We start from the raw sequence: 20,491 nt of genomic DNA, 5'->3' as shown, positions 1-20,491 counted from the left end.
TTATGAAGAAAATGTATATGATTGGAAATGCCCACCTGGACCCGGTATGGCTTTGGCAATGGCAGGAAGGGTTTCAAGAAACAAAGGCTACCTTTCGTTCGGCACTAGATCGGTTGAACGAATATGATAACTTTATTTATACATCAAGCTCTGCTGCTTTTTACGAGTGGATTGAGAAGAATGATCCAGAAATGTTCGAGGAGATAAAAGAGAAAATTCAAGAGGGACGCTGGATTATCTGTGGCGGTTGGTGGATACAACCAGATTGCAATATTCCCGGAGGCGAATCGTTCGCGAGACAAGGGTTAATCGGACAAAGCTACTTTAAGGAAAAATTCGGTGTCAAAGCGAAAGTGGGATACAATGTAGATAGCTTTGGCCATCATGGAATGCTACCGCAAATCTTACAGAAGTCCGGAATGGATTCGTACATTTTTATGCGACCGAATCCGGAAGAAAAAGGCTTGCCGGGTCGTCTCTTCCTTTGGGAATCTGCTGACGGTTCCCGTGTAAAAGCTTTCCGAATTCCATTTGAGTATTGTACATTTGATCATTTGGAAAACCATATTATGCATTGTAAAACAGAGCTGAAAAATTCCTTCGATCATTTGATGTGCTTCTATGGAGTAGGAAATCATGGGGGCGGACCAACGAAAGTGAATATTGAAACGATTAAAGAATTGAATGAGAAATTACTTGATACCTCTCTCCTATTCAGCTCACCGAATGAATTTTTCGAAGACGTATCAAAAATAGAAGATCAGCTTCCGGTAGTGCATGAAGATTTGCAGCATCATGCCAGCGGATGTTATTCGGTTCATTCAGAAGTGAAGAAGCTAAATCGCTACTCGGAAAACCTTATCATTCAAGCAGAAAAATTTTCGGCGATTGCGAACAGTCGGACAGGGCAATTCTACCCGACGGACTTTAATCAAGCGTGGAAGGGAATTCTGTTCAATCAATTCCATGATATCCTAGCTGGAACAAGTATTGAAGCTGCTTATCATGATGCAAGAGATTTATATGGAGAAGCTATCAGCATTTCGTCTAGAAACTTAAATTATGCTCTGCAATCCATGAGTTGGAAAATTAATATTGAAGAAGAAAAGGATATGAAGCCAATCGTTGTTTTCAATCCGCATTCCTGGTCCGTTAAAGCAAGGGTGGAAATCGAATACGGGTTGTTTGTGAACTACTTGCTTCCGGCAGAATTCATAATCGAGGATGTGAACGGGAACGAAATCCCTCACCAGATCATCCAATCGAATGCCAAGGTTCCAAACAGAAAACGCGTTGTTTTTGTGGGAGAGGTTCCGCCGCTTGGGTACAGTACGTTTAAGCTGCGTGCGTTTCCTTCTAAAGAAAAATTTGACATTGTAAAAACAACGAATTACAGCTTGGAAAACGATAAATTAAAGCTTGAAATTAATCCGGATACTGGTGGGATCCGCAGTCTCTTTGATAAAATCAATAACATTGAGGTTTTTAAAGGTGATGCCGCGATTCCGGCTGTCATAAACGATCCATCGGATGCATGGGGCCATGGAAAGCTCCGCTTTGATGATCTCATCGGGGAGTTCGCTCCGGTAACGATTAAAAAAGTGGAGGAAGGACCTGTCAAAGGGACGATACGAATCATCAGTAAATATGGGGCTTCTAACTTGGTACAGGATATAAGCATGTACAAGGAATTAAACAAAGTGGAAGTGAAAGTCAAAGTGAATTGGCAGGAGAAGTATAAAGCCTTGAAAATCAAGTTCCCGGTGAAGTTTAACCAGAGAAAGGCAACGTATGAAATTCCATACGGCCATATTGCCAGGGAGGCAAATGGAGAAGAGGAGCCGATGCAAAACTGGGTGGATCTTACAGGGACAATTGATAAAGAGACGAAGGAAATATACGGCTTAAGCGTGTTGAATGATGGAAAGTACAGTGCGGATGTTACTGGAAATACGATTAGTCTAACCGTGCTTCGCAGTCCGATTTATGCGCACCACATTCCATTTGAACCAGATTTAGAAGATGATTATCCGATCATTGATCAGGGAATTCAAACCTTCACTTATGAACTTCTTCCACATAAAGGAAGCTGGGAAGGAGCAAGAACGGTGCAACATGCGTTGGAATTGAACCAGAAGCCGCAAATGGTTGTCGAAACATACCATCAAGGGAAGTTGCCACAACAAGATTCCTTTATTTCCATCGATCAATCAAACATTATTTTGGCTGCGTTGAAAAAAGCGGAGGATAATGACGATCTCATTGTCCGTCTCTACGAATCAACGAATCAGGAAACCGATGTCACGGTGAAGTTGCCAATGTGGAATCGAAGCGTAAATCTTCATTTTGGAAGATCAGAGATAAGAACAATCCGAGTTCCACAAAATGCGGATGAAGAAATCTACGAGACCAATCTTATAGAAGAGCCATTGAAATAGAGTAAAGCGGTGATGAGAATGGAACGGTATTTGGGAATTGATTTAGGCACGTCTTCTGTCAAAGTGTTGGTCTGCCAGAAAAATGGCCGAATCGAAACACAAAAGGTGCAGAGCTATGATGTCTTGCACCCTCAGGAGGGATGGCATGAGCAACATCCCGTTCATTGGGAGGCGGCGCTTAAAGGTGCGATTGAAGAGATTGTTGCAGAGGCCCCACATTTTCTTGAGAACGTCAAAGGACTTTCTGTAACAGGTCAAATGCACGGGATTGTACCGGTAGATTCAGACGGAAATGCCTTATACAATGCCATTATCTGGTCGGACCAGCGGAACACAGAAGAGTTATCCACATTAAAAGCCATGATGACGAATGAGGAATGGGTAAAGCTGACGGGGAATCGTCCTAATATCAGCTTTACCCTTGGAAAAATCATGTGGTTTCAAAAGCATTATCCAGATTTATACGAGAAAACATATAAGTTTTTGCTGCCAAAGGATTACATCAAAATGAAGCTGACGAGTACTTTTGATACGGATTATTCGGATGCGTCCGCAACACTGATGATGGATCTTGAAGAGAAAAATTGGTCACAACAAATTTTAACTCTGACTAGCTTAGACCTTGCTAAACTCCCGGAAATGAAGGAATCAATAGAAATTTCCGGGAAGGTTACCGAAGAAGCAGCTAACCACTTTGGGCTGAAGCTGGGAATTACAGTTATTTGTGGGTGTGGCGATGCACAGGCACAGGCGATTGGGAATGGCATTGTCCATGAAAAAAATTGGCTTTGTACGGTAGGGACGAGCGGTCAATTGTTTGTCAGCCTCGATGAGTTAATGATGGAGAAAAACGGAACTGTACACATGTTAGCCCATGGCGCTCCTGGAAAATGGGTGATGATGGGGGCGACGCTTTCTGCTGGAATGTCTTTTAAATGGTTAACCGAGTCCATATTTCGTAAGAACTACAGCTTCACGGACTTGCTAGATTTGGCGAGTACGTCCAACCCGGGAGCGAACAGATTGCTGTTTCTTCCATATTTATACGGAGAGCGTACTCCACACATGGATGAGAAGGCGAAAGCAGCCTTCATCGGGCTTACCAATACACATACGACAGCGGAAATGGCACGAGCAGTTGTTGAAGGGGTTCTCTTTTCCTTATATCAAGGCTATACGATTGTGAAGAATGCTACGGGGAAGGTACCGGAACGCCTTATCTTAACTGGGGGGGCGGCGGAGCATCCTTTATGGCTGCAAACCGCTGCGGATATTTTTAACATTCCTGTCGTCCGGAAGGCCAGCCGAGGTGGAGGTGCCTATGGAGCAGCGATGTTAGCAGCTATTGGAGTAGGGGATTGTTCCAGCTTGGAAGATCTTGCCTATGATTGGGGATTACAGGAAGAGGAAGAGGTTTATCACCCGAATTCTCGGAATCACGTAATCTATGAAAAGCTCTTTGCTGTCTATGCGAATTCCTACGCATCCCTAAAAGGGATATACCAGGATTTACACATGATTTGATGTACACAATCACACCATACAACTTTAGATTAGGAGGTACCATAGATGCCGGTAAAGAACAAAATACATCTTATTACTTACCCGGATTCACTAGGTGGGGACTTAAAGTCCCTACATTCTGTCCTTAACAATTATTTTTCAGACATATTCAAAGGAGGGATTCATATCCTTCCACCGTTCCCTTCTTCCGGGGACAGAGGGTTTGCCCCAAAGACATATCTAGAAATTGAGCCCGCGTTTGGTACATGGGAGGATATAAAAGTACTTGGGGAAGACTACGATATATTAGTAGATTTAATGGTCAATCATATTTCCCGCCAGTCAGCCTATTTCCAGGATTATCTTGAAAAGGGGAAAGAGTCGGAGTATCGGGACTTGTTCATTACACTAGACAAAGTATGGGAAGGCGGAGAACCGGTTAAGGAAGATGTTGATAAGATTTTCCTTAGGAGACCGAAACCTTATTCCACCTTTAAGATCGGAAAAAAAGGGGAAGAAGAAAAGGTTTGGACAACGTTCGGCAGTGATGACCCTTCGGAGCAAATCGACTTAGATGTGAAATCCGAGAAGGTGATACAGCTCCTCACAGATTTCTTTGAGAACTTCAGTAACAACAATATTAAGACCGTCAGATTGGATGCGGTGGGATATGTGATTAAGAAGCTAGGGACGAGCTGCTTTTTTGTGGAACCTGAAATCTACGAGTTTCTAGAGCTGATGAAAAAGATGGCAGATTCCTATGACATGGAACTTCTACCGGAAGTCCATGCCCACTATGAGACACAATATAAGCTCACAGAACGGGGCTACTGGATTTATGATTTTATCTTACCGTACACCATTTTAGATACACTGATTAACAAGTCCAGCGAAAACTTAAACGAGTATCTTCGTGATCGACCAATTAATCAATTTACGATGCTCGACTGTCATGACGGCATTCCTGTTTTGCCTGATCTCGAAGGTTTAATCGATACGAAGGAAGCACGAAAAGTCGTGGAGGTATGTAAATCTAGAGGATCGAACATGAGCCTCATAATGTCGGATGAACATAAGGCAGAGGATGGCTTTGATGTACACCAGATTGGGGGAACCTTTTACTCTGTATTGGGGCAGCATGACGATGCGTATTTAGCGGCAAGAGCAATTCAGTTTTTTGCTCCGGGAGTGCCTCAAGTTTACTACGTAGGGCTGCTTGCCGGCGAAAACGATTATGAAGCGGTGGAAAGAACGGGTGAGATCCGTGAAATCAATAGACACAACTATACAATAGAAGAAATTGAAGAATCCCTAGAAAAAGATGTGGTTCAGCGTCTTTTGATGCTCATGCGTTTCCGCAATGAATACCCTGCTTTTGATGGAGAGTTTCAAGTGTTGGCTGCGCCGAACGGGGAAGTTCACCTAGCATGGCAAAAGGAAGACAAACGATGTACACTTCATATTGATTTACAGACTTATAATACGGTGATTGACTATACCGACCAAAATGGGGCTACGCTCTCCTATAGGGTATAACTCAGCCATATCTACTAAAATTGACGATAATAAAGCTATTGGAAAAACGGAGGGGATATGATGAAGAAGTTGGGAATAATCCATACGACTCCGGTCACAATCGATGCGTTAAAAAAATTAGTTTCAGGGATGATTCCAGAGTGTGAAACAATTAATATACTAGATGATACTATCTTGCCTCAGTTAATTAACGGCGGAACCCTAGAGGACATCACTCCCCGCTGGGAGCAATACGCCAAAGTGTTGGAATCAAGGGGAGCAGATGTGATCCTAAGCGCCTGTTCCTCGGTCGGGGAAGTTGTGGACGTTGTCCAACCGAAAGTGGATGTCCCTGTCATGAGAATCGATGAAGCCATGGGAGAACACGCCATTTCCAATGCAACGAAAATCGGTGTGGCAGCAACACTGGAAACAACGATGGGACCTACAATTAATTTACTTCGGAAAAAAGCAGAGGAAATTGGAAAAACGGTAGAGTTTACACAACAAGTAGCTTCTTCTGCTTATGAGAAGTTAGTGCAAGGGGATAAAGAAGGGCATGACCAAGATGTGGCAGCGGTGCTAAAACAACTGGCGAGCAAAACAGAATTCGTTGTCTTGGCACAAGCTTCGATGGCCCGTGTGGTCGCGACGTTCCCGACAGAGGAGCAAAGCCGATTCCTCACTAGTCCGAAACTGGGAATTGCTGCTGTGAAAGAAAAATTTGAGGAACTTGCAAGTAAGTAAAAATAGGAACAAAATCACTTACTAAAAAAGAATCTTCTCTCTGTTTGAAAACTAGAGTGCTATATTTTTACTGGGATGTGAAAGGATATGCATGAAAAGAACGCATTAAGAAATGAACTGATAGAAACGACCAATTACATGTTTGAAAACGAGCTTGCCTGGGGCAATTCAGGGAATGTAAGTGCCAGAACATCTGACCGGGAATTTTTAGTCACCAAGAGCGGAACCTATCTTGGAAACTTGATGGAAGATGATTTTATAGAATGGGAGACCGGCAGGGAGATTGATCGAAGTCAATCCAAAAGGCCTTCTAAAGAAGTTCCGATGCACCAGGCGATTTACGAGCAGCGGCCGGAGATCCAAGCTGTTCTGCATGCTACTCCTTTCTACAGCACAATCGTCGCCAACACCAGTCTTACGATACCAGCCAATAGTTTTGTGGAAGGGATGTATTACCTGGAACGGGTTGCCCGCATCCCTTACGCACATCCCGGGTCCAAGGAATTAGGGGAACTGGTGTGGGAAAAAGCGAAGGAAACGAATGTCATGTTGCTGGAGAATCATGGTGTTATCGTTTTTGATACCTCCTTACAAGAGGCCCGAATGGCGTTACATACACTGGAGTTTGCCTGCAAAATGGCGGTAACCATGCAAAGCCAACAGGTAAGAATCAATGAACTGCCACCGGGACAAGTCTATGATTTTCTCCACTATGCCGGATATAAGCCAAGAAGGAAGTGGGAACGATGATCGGTATTGTCGCAGATGATATAACAGGTGCAAATGATATTGGAATTATGTATGGAAAAGCAGGCTTGCAAACGGATGTCTATCCATATACCAGCTTTCAGGAGAGGAGCCAGCTTTCCTCGCCAGATGTCGTCATTCTCGATACGAACTCTAGATTGGACGGGAAAAAGGAAGCGTATGACAAGGTTTTCCAGAGTACAAAGCAGCTAGAGGAGGCAGGATGTACGCAATTTTTTAATAAAACATGTTCTGTTTTTCGCGGGAATATTGGCGCAGAGTTTGATGCAATGCTCGATGCCCTAGAGGAATCTTTTGCGGTGGTGGTTCTCGGGTTTCCGAAAAACGGGAGAACGACCATTCATCAGGAGCACTTTGTCTACGGCACCAAGCTAGAAGACTCTAATTTTCGGAATGATCCTGTTCACCCCACGCTATATTCGAATATTGTGGAAATCCTTCAATCGCAGACGGAAAGAAAGGTCGATCACCTCGATATTGAAACGATTCGAAAAGGGCATGTAGCCATCAAAAGCGAGATGGAGCGGAAGCGGGAGAACTGTCATTATCTAATTCTAGACGTGGAGGACCAGGCTTCTTTACAGGAAATTGCCAAAGCGATTCACGGGGAAAAAATCATTGCTGGTGCTTCAGGAGTGGCGGAAGAACTGGTTTTAGTTTCTGAAAGGAAACAAAAAGCTCAACGAGAAGATCAAGTGAAGCCAGAGCCAAAGTCTTCCACAGGGGTCCTTTGTGCGGCAGGGAGCTTAACGCCACAGACACTTGGTCAGATCGAATATATGAAAAAACAGGACTGTCCACTCGTTGAAATGGAGACGATGCAGTTATTCACGAGCGAAAATGCAACGTATTTAGAGGAGCTCGTCGCTAAGACAAGAGAGTTACTGGTCCAGGGGAACGATGTTCTCCTCTATGCATCTAATGATTCCAATGCAGTGGCGGAAACGAAGCAAACAGGGAGAGAGCTTGGGTTGACTACCGAAAAAGTATCTCGTCTAGTTTCTTCATCCTTAGCAACCGTTGTATCCAAAGTTTGTGACCAGACAGATATCAATCGATTCTTGGTTGCGGGAGGGGAAACATCTGCTTCTATCTGTAAAGAGCTATCCATTGAAGGTATGCGAGTGTATAAGGAAATTGAACCGGGGCTACCGTCTTGTATTAATTTATCAGAACCCCATTATGTATTTGTCTTGAAATCTGGCAGCTTTGGAGGACCAGACTTCTTCGCCAAAGCGTTAGAACATTTAAGGCAGTAGGACATCGTTATGGAAAAGGGAAAGGAGATCGCTTCATGTATCACTACATTGAGCAACTAATAAAGAACTATTCAGATTTAGAAGAATGCAAGGATTCCATTTGGGAATCCTTTGTCACACTAAAGCTTTCCTATGAAAACAACGGAAAGCTCCTCCTAGCAGGAAATGGTGGAAGCGCGGCGGACAGTGACCACATTGTAGGGGAATTAATGAAGGGGTTTGTCTCCAAACGGGAATTGTCTCCGGAAAGGAAGAATCAGCTGGAGGAAGCGGGAGATCTCGACGGCTACATTGGAAATCATCTGCAAGGCTCTTTACCTGCCATCTCCCTTGTGAGCCAGTCTGCGTTAATGACTGCCTATTCGAATGACGTGGCTCCGGACCTTGTTTTCGCCCAGCAAGTATACGGGTATGGGAATCCGGGGGATGTCTTCCTCGGAATCAGCACTTCTGGGAATTCCAAAAACATCGTTCAGGCGACGATTGTTGCAAAAGCTCTAGGGTTAAAAACCATTTGTCTGACTGGAAAAAGTGGAGGAAAACTAAAGGGGATAGCGGATATTATCATCGCGGTTCCATATGAGGAAACGTACCAAATCCAAGAGCGTCATCTGCCAATCTATCATACGTTGTGCTTAATGTTGGAGGAGGATTTTTTCGGATGAAAAAATTACTAGCAGGTCTTGATGTAGGTGGCACGAAGTGTGCGGTTGTACTAGGCGAGGAAACAGAAAATCATCAGGTGAAGGTCATCGCCCGAGAGGCATTCCCAACTCCGGGTACACCGGAAGAAGCGATTCGAAAAATGTCCCAACAGCTTTCTGGGTTAGTAGAATCTCAGGAGAATGCTGTGCTTCAGGCGATTGGGATAAGCTGCGGCGGACCGTTAGACAGTAGAAAAGGGGTTATTCTATCTCCTCCGAATCTCCCAAACTGGGATAACATAGATATTGTTTCTCCCCTGAAGGACGTTTTTGACGTTCCTGTTGCGCTTCAAAACGATGCCAACGCCTGTGCCCTTGCCGAATGGAAGTGGGGCGCAGGGGCAGGTCTCGAGAATGTCATTTTTCTGACGTTTGGAACGGGGATGGGAGCAGGTCTCCTATTAAACGGCAGATTATACTCAGGGTCGAATGATATGGCTGGGGAGGTCGGGCACATCCGACTGGAGGAAGACGGCCCGATTGGATATGGAAAAGCGGGATCTTTTGAGGGATTCTGTAGCGGGGGAGGAATTGCGAGATTTGCTAAAAAGGAGGTTGAGCAACACCTTCGCCAAGGAAAAACGACTAGTATCTGTTCTTCGATGGAAGAACTTGATACGATTACTGCAAAGGGAGTGGCAGAAGCGGCTTTGTCCGGGGATGAGTTGGCCATTATCATCTATGAAACCGTAGGAAGAAAGTTGGGGAAAGGGTTAGCGGTTTTAATAGATATTTTGAACCCTGAACGAATCATTATTGGCAGTATCTATTTAAGACAGGAGAAGTTGCTTCAGCCAGCGATGCTTCAAGAGCTGGAAAAAGAGGCTCTATCTTTATCCCGTAACGTCTGTTCCATCGTTCCGTCAGGATTAGGAGAGGCCGTTGGGGATTTAGCCTCCTTATCCGTGGCAAAATATGTGTTGGATATAACCGTATAAAAATCCAATTATTACTGGGAGAGAGAGAAATACAATGATTATTGCTCTTGATATTGGAACGACTAATTTAAAAGCGGGTCTCTATCATATTGATGGCACTCAAGTGGAATCGTTTGTCGTGCCAATGCATCAAGAAGTGGATGACTATCAGATTTCTTTTTTTAGTGCAAGTAAACTTTGGGAAAATGTAGCCCAGTTGATTAGAGATCTCGCCGAAAAGTCGCCTTCGGGGGTTTCAGCCATCAGCATTGCCAGTATGGCGGAAAGCGGATTAATGCTTAATGAAGAAAGTGGGAGACCCATCACGGAAATCCTCCCTTGGTTTGAAACAGCTTCGTTGAAACAGGCAAAGTTGATAGAAAATGAGATAGATATGGAAGAACAGTTCTTCAGAACTGGATTACATGTTTCCTATAAATTTGGACTTTCGAAACTCTTATGGCTAAAGGAGAAGGAACCATCCCTCTTTGAACAGAAGGTAAAGTGGATGTCCGTTTCCTCTTACATTGCCTACTGTCTTACAAACAGTATCGTTGAGGAGGAATCATTGGCGGTAAGAACATATGCTTATGATATCAAAAAGCAGGGGTGGAATGAGGACTTAATCTTGCACATGGGACTTCAACCATCACTTTTTCCAGACGTCCAGCACTGTACGAAACCGGTGGGGGAAGTTTTATCCGAACATTCTCGCTTGGGAATCCATTCTGAAACGAAGGTTTACATTGCAGGGCATGATCATCTCGTGGCGTCCCTGTCGATTGGGGAATTAACACCAGAGCGAATCTATAACTCAATTGGTACGGCGGAGACGATGGTAGGTGTCTTTCCAAAGAGAGACCTAACCCGAGATGACCGAAATTCAGGGCTTACGTTTGGCCCTCATTTATTAAAGGATACGTATTATTGGATGGGTGGGCATTCGTCGTCAGGTGGATCTGTGGAGTGGTTACGGGACATGATTTCAGATTACCGGCTCACCTATGGAGAAGTGATGGCGTTACTGGAGCAAACCTATGAAGGGCCGACCGGCATTCTCTTTTTCCCATATCTCAATGGAAGTGGGGCTCCCTACCCCAACCCAGGCGCTACAGCCTCCTTTATTGGATTAACGAAGAAGCATGGGAAAAAAGAGTTATTAAAAGCTGTGTTCGAAGGGAATGCATATCAAATGGAGTTAATTCGAAGGACAGCGGAGAACGTTAGTGATTCTAAGATTACCAAGCTAATTTCTGTCGGGGGCGGAGTGAAAAACAGGCATTGGCTGCAATTGAAATCGGATATTTCAGGTATTCCCATCGAAGTCCCAAGGATTGACGAGGCAGTTTCCATCGGAGCTGTGCTGATTGCAGCAACCGGAGAAGGAGTTTACTCCTCATTAGAAGAAGCGGCTACGACGACGTATTCAAAAAATACTGAAATTGTCTCTCCAAACCTTGACTTAAATCCCCGTTATCGTAGCCTATTTGAAGATAAGTTTGTCAAGCTTCGGGGGATACTAGCGGGAGTAGATGGTTGAGTGTTTCGTAGAGAAAGGTTGGTCACTGTACGATGTCTAGTATATAGGGAACCAACTTTTTGTTGTGAGTATTGGGATATAAATATTAGAGGATACTCTTCGTAGACCGGTAAACTTCTTTTATCAATCCTTTTCCAAGCTTTTTAAGTAGGCAGTTGGGGATACTTCGTAATTCCCCTTGAAAAACTCAATTAAATACGTATTGCTTCCTGCGGCCACCGCAATCTGCGGTCATGTCACTATACTTCATTCGTTCCACGGCAGTGTTTAAACGAATTTCTATTGTATATTGAATCATTGTTTTTCCGAACGTGACTTTAAATAGATGGTATACACTAGAAACTCTGAAACCAGCGTACACTAGCACCTCTTAAATCTTAAACGGTTGAATTTCATGTTCTTCAATAAAGTTTTTCATTAGTTGTGGCGTGGTGTGACGACTGATTTTTGTTTAGATGAGGTCCTGCCCCTTACATTATCCATCGAAAGACACAATTTTTTGTGGAATCCATTGACCTGTGAACATGATTGTTGGGTAATTGACTTAATGCCACATAAAAACCACAAAAAAAATACACAGTCTTTAACTGGTTTTGAGGGCTGTTAGATAGGTTACAGTAGTTTTTAACATATGGAAGGAGACAGAAGATATGAAAACGAAAAGTCGTAAAAATGTTATAACATTAAAGAAGGCACTGGAACAAGCGGAGAAAGGGAAATATGCAATTGGATCTTTTTCATCAAGGTATACAGGTATGGTTTTACCAATACTGCGAGCGGCAGAAAGATTATCTTCCCCCGTCATTGTCCAAATCTCTCAAAAAGAGCTTGAGCGATATGAAATAGAGCCGAAAGAGGTAGGGGAAGAGTTTTATAGAGTGATAGAATCAGAGAATATTACTGTTCCAGCGGTTCTCCATTTGGACCATACGAAAGACTTTAAGGTTATTGAGGAGGCCATTGAAGCTGGGTTTACTTCGGTTATGATTGATGCTTCCGAACATCCTTTTGACAAAAATGTCGCAATTACTAGAGAGGTTGTCTCCTTTGCTCACAGTAAAGGTGTTTCAGTAGAGGCGGAGTTAGGAATGATTGGAACGACAGACTTCATTGAAACCGATAAAGATGAAGAGTTGTACACAGACCCAGAGGAAGCGTACCAATTTGTACAAGAGACCAATGTTGACGCTTTGGCAGTTTCTGTTGGGACTGCCCATGGTGTATACAAGGTGAGACAACCAAAAGTTGATATAGAACGTTTAAAAGCTATTCGTACGTTAACTCCTGTTCACCTTGTTTTACATGGAGGGTCAGGAGTACCTTCGGAGATGGTACAAAACGCAATGAAAATTGAAGGTGGAGGTATTAGCAAAGTAAATATAGCAACAGATTTGGAATTAAGTTTACTTGCAGCCATCAATAGAGAAACAAGAATGATGAATGAGGAATATAAACTTTTATCAGCTGACTTGAAGGAAAAAGCGAGAGCGTCTGTGGAAGAAACAGTTACGGATAAAATTAGTAATTTTCTGTTGAGTAAAGATAAAAAGAGTGGATTTGAATATTAATCCCACATTTTTCTAGTACAAATCATTTATTTTGAGGTATCGAATAAAATAACTTCAAGATAATAAATTAATAAATAATGTTAAATTCTAACAGTCATGTACTGGTAGATTCATTAAGGGTATACCAAAATATCAGTCTCAAATCACACGAAAATAGACTATCATAAAGTTAACTTAGGTTTGGGGACGTTCCTATTTTTATATAAAAGCACTGCTTTATAAATTATCGTTTCGGAATTTCAGGACACGAGCCATTTGGCTGAAAAGTCAGCGATATCAGCTATGGTGGAGTGCTAGTAAGGATAGACTCAGCCATAACTAGGTTAAATGGATTGATATTAGATGTCATTAAAGAGCTGGAAGAAGGACGATTATTCTATGATGGACCATGGGTAATGCCGAAGGGGGCATTAGGACCGAATTCCTATCACCCAATTGTTACTGCCAGCGCCTTTTCAGAATGGTAAGTGGTTTTAAAGTTTAAATGAAACGGGGTTGGAGGCGCTATGGATATAATGAAGAAAAAGACGATGATAAAAGAATATCCATTTTTAACGAACGTTGATGTAGAGGTTGTCTTAGACCATGGAGAAGTACATCATCTGCCATTTGTGAAAAGCGAACAGCTTCAAAAGAGTGTGGTTTCCTATTTTTCTAACAAAGAAGAGACGGTGACTGTATCCGTTGAGGTAATGCATGATGGCAAAAGAGAGGTTGGCTTTGCGAGTGTTAGAGGGAACATTACTAACGAGCGTGTCCAAAGCCGATACACGTCCTTTGGTCCTAACCAGGCCATTACGTTGAAATTCTCGAATGTTTCGATGAATCAACTAATGGCTAATTATCAGCATAAGGATTGGTGGACGAGGCCTTACTTTGGCGATATGCGGGAATTGCCGGAAAGAACACAATCTCTGCTATGGAAAGAGGAGGACGATTATTACTATCTTGTTCCACTCCTCGATGGCGGTTATCGCTCCACCCTTCAAGGGAATCCAAATGGCTTTGAAGTACAATTATTCTCGTCTCAAGGTGGATTTAATTCGTGTCATTCACTTTCCTTTGCGTTTGGGAAGGGAAATAATCCCTTTGAAGTAAGTGAAAAAACGATGGAAGGTGCTGTCGCACAGCTAGGGAGTAAGGTTCGACTAAGAAAAGACAAAGAGTATCCGAAAGTTCTCGATGAATTAGGCTGGTGTAGTTGGGATGCGTTTTATAAAGAAGTGAATGAAGAAGGTATCTTGGAAAAAATGCAGGAATTAAAGGAAAAGGATGTTCCGGTAAAATGGGTCATGATCGATGATGGCTGGTCACAAGTGAATGAGAAGGAACAACTAGTGTCTTATGAGCCTGACGCGAAAAAATTCCCGAATGGATTATCCGGCGTCATAAATGAACTAAAGACGAATTACGGTGTGAACCATGTTGGTGTGTGGCATACCATCGCTGGTTATTGGGGTGGAATTGATCCGGAATCAAAGATCTACCGGGATAATAAAGAGAGCATCGTAAAGACCAATCATGACAAGTATGTGCCATCACCAACACCAAGTGGATTTGGTTTTTGGAGTGACTTTCATAAGTATTTGAAGAGCGAGAAGGTTGACTTCGTCAAAGTCGATTCGCAAAGCGCTACCAGTAACTTCTTTGCCTATCAGCATTCGATTGAGGGCGCGGCGAGAGGTTCGCATGAGAATTTAGAAGCTTCAGTAGGCATTCACTTTAATCAATGCGTCATTAACTGTATGGGAATGGCAACGGAAAATATTTTTTCCCGTCCGATTTCAGCCGTCTCCAGAAACAGTGATGACTTTGTGCCAGGGGATGAGATAAGCTTCAAGGAACATGCTTTACAAAACGCTTATAACTCGTTTTATCACGGTCATTTTTATTGGGGCGACTGGGATATGTATTGGACGGACCATGAGGAAGATATACAAAATGCTGTCCTCCGATCCGTAAGCGGTGGGCCAATCTATTTCAGTGATCAGGTTCAGAAAACTGATCCGGAAAAGTTATTCCCGTTAGTACTTGGGGATGGAAGAATCTTAAGGGCTGATCAGCCGGGCCAGCCAACCAAAGATTGCCTGTTTCGAGATCCAAACCATGAAACCGTCCCATTAAAAATATGGAACAGGATAGGGAAATACGGGGTCATCGGGCTCTTTCACATTCATTTAGATGGTGAAAACGTGGAAGGGACTGTTTCGCCAACGGATATTCCTGGCATGACGGGGGAGGAGTTTCTTCTCTATAACGTTCTCAAGGGAGAATTTCAACTGGTGAAACGGGAGGAAAAACGGAAGGTTATCTTAACCCCTGATGAAGTCTCATTATATATGATGGTAGAGGTGGATGACTTCGTTCCCCTTGGTTTGACAAATAAATATCTCGCACCAAAAACGATTAAGAATGTGGTTCAAACCAATTCAGACATTCTAGTGGAAGTAGAGGAAGGTGGAACATTTTCGTTTTACTCCAAGACACCACCATCCCGAGTAGAAGTAGATGGATCTATTGTAGATTTTAGCCGTAAGAATGGGTACTACACCGTTTCCGTCCATGGAGACGCGAAGAAACCAATCATCCGGATAATAAAATAGGAATCTAGAAGTAAATAAAGCTCCTACCGGATCACGTTTTAAGGTAGGAGCTTTTGCTTTATTTGTAATTATTGTTTATTAAGAACGGAAAAGATTATAATATAAGGTTAGAAACTGATAGGGAATATATGACAATAGTTTAATATCAACCTGTTAATAGAGAAGAAGTCATGAGCACAAGAGAAAGACGATTTGAAGGTAAAAATATTACTTTGTACTCAAGCAGTGAAAGACGTGTCTTTTACACGATGAGTGTGCCGGAAAAGCCGCGAGAAAAATACTTAAGCTCGGTAAAAATACAGCTGAGTTTTATGAAATTGCTCAGTATCAAAAGACTGAAGATTTCAAAGGGAAATATAAAGAGAGAGCTTTGGAAGGAAAAATTTTTTCACTGGTTCTGGGCGGTTCCCGTTTGCCCCTGTGGACAATACCTTCACTTGGTTTGATGTTCTCCTGTCAAGTTCATGCTTCACGTAATTTTTATATTGAGCAATTTGTTACAAATGTATTCATGTTCAAATGCTATCTCTTCTTATAAACCTACCGAAAAAAGTGCCTGCCCCCCGGGGCGTCAAAGTGTTAAAGTGCGAATGTTTTCTGCACCACCCATGTACTGGGGTCCCAGGAATTGGTCGCTCGGACAGGCACCTCAAATTATTTCTTAATAAACATTTGTGTAGAGTAATGATCATTTGATAGGTACCCTACACCGATATGAGTATAATTAGGGTCTAATATATTTTTTCTATGACCTTCACTATTCATCCAAGCATCTACAACATGCATTGCACTGCTATAACCTGCAGCTATATTCTCACCAGCGGCTGTAAAACTTACTCCATAATGTCTCATCATGTCAAATGGAGAACCATATGTTGGACTTGTATGGTCAAAGTAACCATGAACTTGCATGTCTCGTGATTTATACCATGCTACTTCACTTAATTTGTTATCCATCTTTAATTCTGGTAATCCATGCTTAACTCTTTCGATATTGGTATATTTCACAACATCTCTTTCAAAGCTATTTATACCTTGATAAGTAGCTGTACTTTGCTGATTACTTGATTCACTACTTCCTTGATTATTAGGCTGTTTACCAGATTGAGTATTTGAGTTATTACTTTGTTGCTTTTGCTCTTGTTTCTGTTGTTCTTGCTGTCTTTTTTGTTCTGCTGAACGCCTTTTTTCTTCTTCCTGTCGCTCTTGCTCTAATCGTTCTTGCTCCAATCGTTCCTGCTCAAGTCTTTCCTGGTCTAATTTTTCTTGTTCTCTTCTTTCTTGCTCTAGTTTTTCTTCCTCTAATCGTTTTCTTTCTTCTTCTCTTTGTTTTACAAATCTTCCTATATTTTCAACATCTATATCATAGCTTTTTACAGTTATCTCTTGTTGAACATGATAAGAAACTAGCATTTCTTTTGATGCATCTGCTCCTTCTAATTTTTGCTCAGATGTTAAATAAAAGAAGAGTATAACAACTACGACAGGTAGAATAAAATACCATCTGCTTTTCAAAAAAATCACCCTCTTCATTTTTGGAAAAAGGTGACCCCCAATGCCTTAAAGCTTTACTTCGCACGGGCATGCACTTCTTTCCTCATATCGTAAAATACCATTCATTTAATTTTTCATAGAGTTCGAAACGTATTAAGGCTCACGTTTTGGACCAGTGTGCCCACCCCCAGGGCGTAGAATGTTGAGAAAGCAGTTCGGATATCAGAACCCCGGACATGTAGTTCCTCCTTCGTGATTATATGGATATTATACAGGAAAAATGATTTTTTTGTCGAAAAAGGGAAGTAGATAGGTAAAATGATATCACCAAAACAAGGAGAGGATTCCATGAAAAAGATGAGTGGTTTAACACAATATAATATAGAAGGAATTCATGATAATTTTGAGGTTGTAACAGGCTTTGGATTTGTTGCTGATAATGTTCCTATTAAACCAGTAACTCAGGAAAACAGACAACAATTTAAATCTATAATGAAAACAATGTTCGATGAAGATGCTGTAAAATACTGCTACTATTTGGAGAATCATAAAATAAACTTTGAACTGGCTACAAATTTAGGTCTTGGCGTCTTGAAGAGTAAGGATACAGAAGAGTTATTTCTTTACCATTCAGATGTATCTAGTGATGAAGAAGTTGCTGCAGAAGATGAATTTCTGAGAATATGTATCTATTATCAACTAACACATCCAGATTTTGAGGATGTTGAGTTAGAAAAATTCTATCAAACAGAGTATGGAGAGAATTATATTGGAATGCTCTGTATGGGGAAGGCCACAGAAATCGTAGAAAGTCTAGGTGCCATATTTAAGGCCCAAAAAGCTGGAGATAAGGTAGTGTGGTTTAAGAAGTAGTTCGAGAAAAAATCTTTACTCTATTCATGATATAGCACAATTACCATTATGGAATGGCGATGCTAAAGTGGAACTCGTGCACGTCTTATCCGTTGGGATTACTACGGTCTACATCATTCCTAACTCATCAATTTGAGTCTGATTTTGTTTGTTATAACATAAAGAAACGCCAATCCACTTTTCAAAAAGGAATGAAAGTGAATTGGCGTTTTGTCATTTATTCCATTGCTATTGTTATTCGTTTAGACACTTTACGAATAACCATAAAACCTAACAAAATAAAAATCAAAGCACCAATTAGAGAAACTGGTAATGGCAAGTCAGGAAACGGAATATTTAACCACCCAAAAGGATGGGAAGCATGCCCCTCCCATATAAGGTCGGTGAGGTTAATATATAGTATTGCGACGAGAATGAACCCCATTCCTCCCCAGCCACCAAAACGATAGAAGCCAAGTGCGATCATCCAGCCTGAGATATAGTATCCTATACTAATGAAACTGTAAACCAATATTGGAATAATCCATATGGAAGAAGTTGATTGTAAAAACTCCATAGTGGAGGTACTTGGTTGATAGTTACTAAATGCCCCTATAAGCTCCAAGATTCCTGCCAAAATTGCGGACAAAAACATAATACCAAATGCAACTGTAGCTGAACCAATAGCTGCGCCATAAAAATAATCTTTACGGGTGATACCGTTACTAACAAAGTAGGGTAGATAATAAAGAGACGTAATGATCCCAATTACTAACATAAATATCTTTGTTGGTTGATAAATGAACGATAAAAAATGTAGGTTCAGCTCTGCTACATCTTTTACGAAATGAGGTACTATAAGATAAACAGCAAAGACAATGGGGATGAACCAGAGTGCCCATTTTATTTGGATGAAAAATAGATCTTTTGCAATTTTGCCGATGTTTGAGGTTCCATTAGTCATCTTTTAATTCCTCCTTTGTTAAGTGAATAAATAATTCCTGCAGAGAAATGGGACCAATCTGTAATCCTTGTCTTTCTGCCTCCGCCCATTGCTTTTCACTTAGTTTTTCATATATCATGACAGACTTTGTATCACCCAGTTGTTGACTGTTTAGTTTTGTCATCCCATTCACAAATTCGTCAACTACTTTGGATGATCCAGTTACAGCAGCCCCTCTACTTACTAATTCGTCAAAGGGTTCATTCACTAGAAGTTTCCCGTTATCTAAAATAAGCACATGGTCAAAAAGATATTCCATTTCCGAGACAAGGTGTGTAGACAGGATCATAATTCTAGGGTGTTGCGCTTGTTCCTCAATAACTTCTTTATAAAATAGGTCGCGGGTTGGGGCATCCATCGCTAGGTATACTTCATCAAGAATTGTAATGGAAGAACGACTAGCTAAGCCAAGTGTTGCATTGAAAGCAGACTGTTTTCCACTAGATAGCTCCTTAAGGGGTTTATTTAATGGGATCTTAAAACGACTAGCCAGTTCTTCTGCATATCCCCTATCAAAATTCGGTCGATACCTTTCCGCAAACTCAAAATAGCTACTAGGAGGGTCATATTCATCGCTGTAATTTGTTTCATAGACAAAACCCACATGTGGCATGATGTTTCTATTCTCAAAAGGGTCCTCACCACCAATGAATAGACTTCCTGATGTGGGTTCACGATAGGATGCGAGTAAGGATAGCAGTGTTGTTTTTCCAGCCCCATTTCTACCGATTAGTCCATAGGTTTTTCCTTGTTCCAACGTAAATGAAACGTCCTTTAACGCTTCAACGCCCTTATATGACAGTGAAATATTTTTTGCCACCACATTAAGATTCACTTGTACCACGTCCTTTCAATTTGATGATTATCTCTTGGATGTCTGACTCTGTTAGCCCTAACTTTTCAGCTTCCTGAATCATCGGAAGCACATATTCGTCAGCGAAATCATTTTTTCTCAGTTCTAAAAGTTGTTCCTTTGCCCCTTCCGATACGAACATTCCTACACCTCTTTTCTTATAGACAATCCCTTCTTCGACGAGTAAGTTAATTCCCTTTGAAATCGTAATGTGATTGACTTTATAAAACTGGACCATCTGTGTTGTAGAGGGGATTTGATCATGTTCCCGTAACTGATCCTTAACGATTTGATCTTCTATTATTTCTTTTATTTGCTGAAAAATTGGTTTTTTATCATGAAATGTTAGGCTCAATAGCATTCACCACCGTTCTTGGATTTTAATATTCGTTATATGGTTATATAGTTATGTATATAAGTATATAACATAAGGATGAAATGTCAATCCCAACAACAAAAGTGCAGGAAAGGGAACGGGATGGAAAGCATTAGTAGGAGGTTTAATTTGAAGTAGTGTTTTATAAAAGGACGTAGGTCTTGATTTGAAAGCGGAGGGGGAATAATTGATGTAACATTGGTTATAGCCCTACAACCCCTCTTCCCTATATTTGAGAGTACTTAATATATTTTCGCATGAAACGTTCAAAAATCAGTGCTCATTTCTCGAATCAGAGGGGGCAGGTACCTTGTCCTTTGTCCCAGAGAAGAGGGGAACGTCAAAATCGGG

17 protein-coding genes and 1 pseudogene are annotated in these 20,491 nt (G+C 41.7%); 14 read left to right on the top strand and 4 right to left on the bottom strand.

Annotation, left to right across the window (positions count from 1 at the left end):
- Window positions 1-2 precede the first annotated feature (2 nt).
- From KS419_RS07950 to KS419_RS25625, 13 genes and pseudogenes are all read left to right on the top strand, one after another.
- Window positions 3-2,438 (top strand): alpha-mannosidase, encoded by a 2,436-nt coding sequence (locus KS419_RS07950; RefSeq protein WP_217065660.1) that lies wholly within the window; start codon window positions 3-5, stop codon window positions 2,436-2,438.
- An 18-nt stretch (window positions 2,439-2,456) separates the two neighbouring features.
- The gene (gene xylB, locus KS419_RS07945) at window positions 2,457-3,962 is read left to right on the top strand and encodes a xylulokinase (RefSeq protein ID WP_217065659.1); all 1,506 of its coding nucleotides are present in this window, start codon (window positions 2,457-2,459) and stop codon (window positions 3,960-3,962) included.
- Between the two features lie 45 nt (window positions 3,963-4,007).
- Window positions 4,008-5,477, top strand: a complete 1,470-nt coding sequence (gene gtfA / locus KS419_RS07940) for a sucrose phosphorylase (protein WP_217065658.1) — start codon at window positions 4,008-4,010, stop codon at window positions 5,475-5,477.
- Between the two features lie 60 nt (window positions 5,478-5,537).
- Window positions 5,538-6,203 carry an aspartate/glutamate racemase family protein gene (locus KS419_RS07935; RefSeq protein WP_217065656.1) on the top strand — a complete coding sequence of 222 codons (666 nt, stop codon included), beginning with the start codon at window positions 5,538-5,540 and terminating at the stop codon, window positions 6,201-6,203.
- 87 nt (window positions 6,204-6,290) lie between these two features.
- Window positions 6,291-6,953, top strand: coding sequence for a class II aldolase/adducin family protein (locus KS419_RS07930; RefSeq protein ID WP_217065654.1), 663 nt, complete (start codon window positions 6,291-6,293; stop codon window positions 6,951-6,953).
- A complete protein-coding gene (locus KS419_RS07925) occupies window positions 6,950-8,230 on the top strand; it encodes a four-carbon acid sugar kinase family protein (RefSeq protein ID WP_217065652.1) in 1,281 nt (426 codons plus the stop codon). Before KS419_RS07930 ends, KS419_RS07925 begins: the two co-directional genes overlap by 4 nt.
- Window positions 8,231-8,265: 35 nt before the next feature.
- Window positions 8,266-8,895 carry a D-sedoheptulose-7-phosphate isomerase gene (locus KS419_RS07920; RefSeq protein WP_217065650.1) on the top strand — a complete coding sequence of 210 codons (630 nt, stop codon included), beginning with the start codon at window positions 8,266-8,268 and terminating at the stop codon, window positions 8,893-8,895.
- Window positions 8,892-9,872, top strand: a complete 981-nt coding sequence (locus KS419_RS07915; RefSeq protein ID WP_217065648.1) for an ROK family protein — start codon at window positions 8,892-8,894, stop codon at window positions 9,870-9,872. Before KS419_RS07920 ends, KS419_RS07915 begins: the two co-directional genes overlap by 4 nt.
- Before the next feature lie 34 nt (window positions 9,873-9,906).
- Window positions 9,907-11,391 carry an FGGY-family carbohydrate kinase gene (locus KS419_RS07910; RefSeq protein ID WP_217065646.1) on the top strand — a complete coding sequence of 495 codons (1,485 nt, stop codon included), beginning with the start codon at window positions 9,907-9,909 and terminating at the stop codon, window positions 11,389-11,391.
- Window positions 11,392-12,041: 650 nt separating this feature from the next.
- A complete protein-coding gene (locus KS419_RS07905; protein WP_217065644.1) occupies window positions 12,042-12,959 on the top strand; it encodes a class II fructose-bisphosphate aldolase in 918 nt (305 codons plus the stop codon).
- A 290-nt stretch (window positions 12,960-13,249) separates the two neighbouring features.
- A complete protein-coding gene (locus tag KS419_RS07900) occupies window positions 13,250-13,426 on the top strand; it encodes a hypothetical protein (protein WP_217065643.1) in 177 nt (58 codons plus the stop codon).
- Between the two features lie 39 nt (window positions 13,427-13,465).
- A complete protein-coding gene (locus tag KS419_RS07895) occupies window positions 13,466-15,562 on the top strand; it encodes a Sip1-related alpha-galactosidase (RefSeq protein WP_217065641.1) in 2,097 nt (698 codons plus the stop codon).
- A gap of 202 nt (window positions 15,563-15,764) precedes the next feature.
- Window positions 15,765-15,944, top strand: a pseudogene (locus KS419_RS25625) (IS5/IS1182 family transposase); the annotation flags it as partial.
- Window positions 15,945-16,216: 272 nt separating this feature from the next.
- Here the strand turns inward: KS419_RS25625 and KS419_RS07890 are convergent.
- Window positions 16,217-17,077: a CAP domain-containing protein gene (locus tag KS419_RS07890; protein WP_246593718.1), complete on the bottom strand. Its 861-nt coding sequence runs from the start codon at window positions 17,075-17,077 to the stop codon at window positions 16,217-16,219.
- Between the two features lie 327 nt (window positions 17,078-17,404).
- Here KS419_RS07890 and KS419_RS07885 point away from each other — a divergent pair, with 327 nt between their 5' ends.
- Complete coding sequence (locus KS419_RS07885) at window positions 17,405-17,929, top strand: hypothetical protein (protein ID WP_217065639.1); 525 nt, start codon at window positions 17,405-17,407, stop codon at window positions 17,927-17,929.
- Between the two features lie 217 nt (window positions 17,930-18,146).
- Here the strand turns inward: KS419_RS07885 and KS419_RS07880 are convergent, their stop codons facing one another.
- Genes KS419_RS07880 through KS419_RS07870 form a run of 3 tightly spaced genes read right to left on the bottom strand, consistent with a single transcriptional unit; the run spans window position 18,147 to window position 20,119 of the window.
- On the bottom strand, window positions 18,147-18,872 hold the full coding sequence (locus KS419_RS07880) for a hypothetical protein (protein ID WP_217065637.1): 726 nt from the start codon (window positions 18,870-18,872) through the stop codon (window positions 18,147-18,149).
- The gene (locus KS419_RS07875) at window positions 18,865-19,746 is read right to left on the bottom strand and encodes an ATP-binding cassette domain-containing protein (protein ID WP_217065635.1); all 882 of its coding nucleotides are present in this window, start codon (window positions 19,744-19,746) and stop codon (window positions 18,865-18,867) included. Before KS419_RS07875 ends, KS419_RS07880 begins: the two co-directional genes overlap by 8 nt.
- The gene (locus KS419_RS07870) at window positions 19,736-20,119 is read right to left on the bottom strand and encodes a GntR family transcriptional regulator (protein WP_217065634.1); all 384 of its coding nucleotides are present in this window, start codon (window positions 20,117-20,119) and stop codon (window positions 19,736-19,738) included. The genes KS419_RS07875 and KS419_RS07870 overlap by 11 nt, the downstream gene beginning before the upstream one ends.
- Window positions 20,120-20,491 lie beyond the last annotated feature (372 nt).

It is taken from the genome of Evansella tamaricis (assembly GCF_019042215.1).
GTDB classification, from domain to species: domain Bacteria; phylum Bacillota; class Bacilli; order Bacillales; family Salisediminibacteriaceae; genus Evansella; species Evansella tamaricis.
The sequence above is the reverse complement of the archived record's forward strand: the minus strand, read 5'-3'. Positions and strand labels throughout refer to the sequence as shown.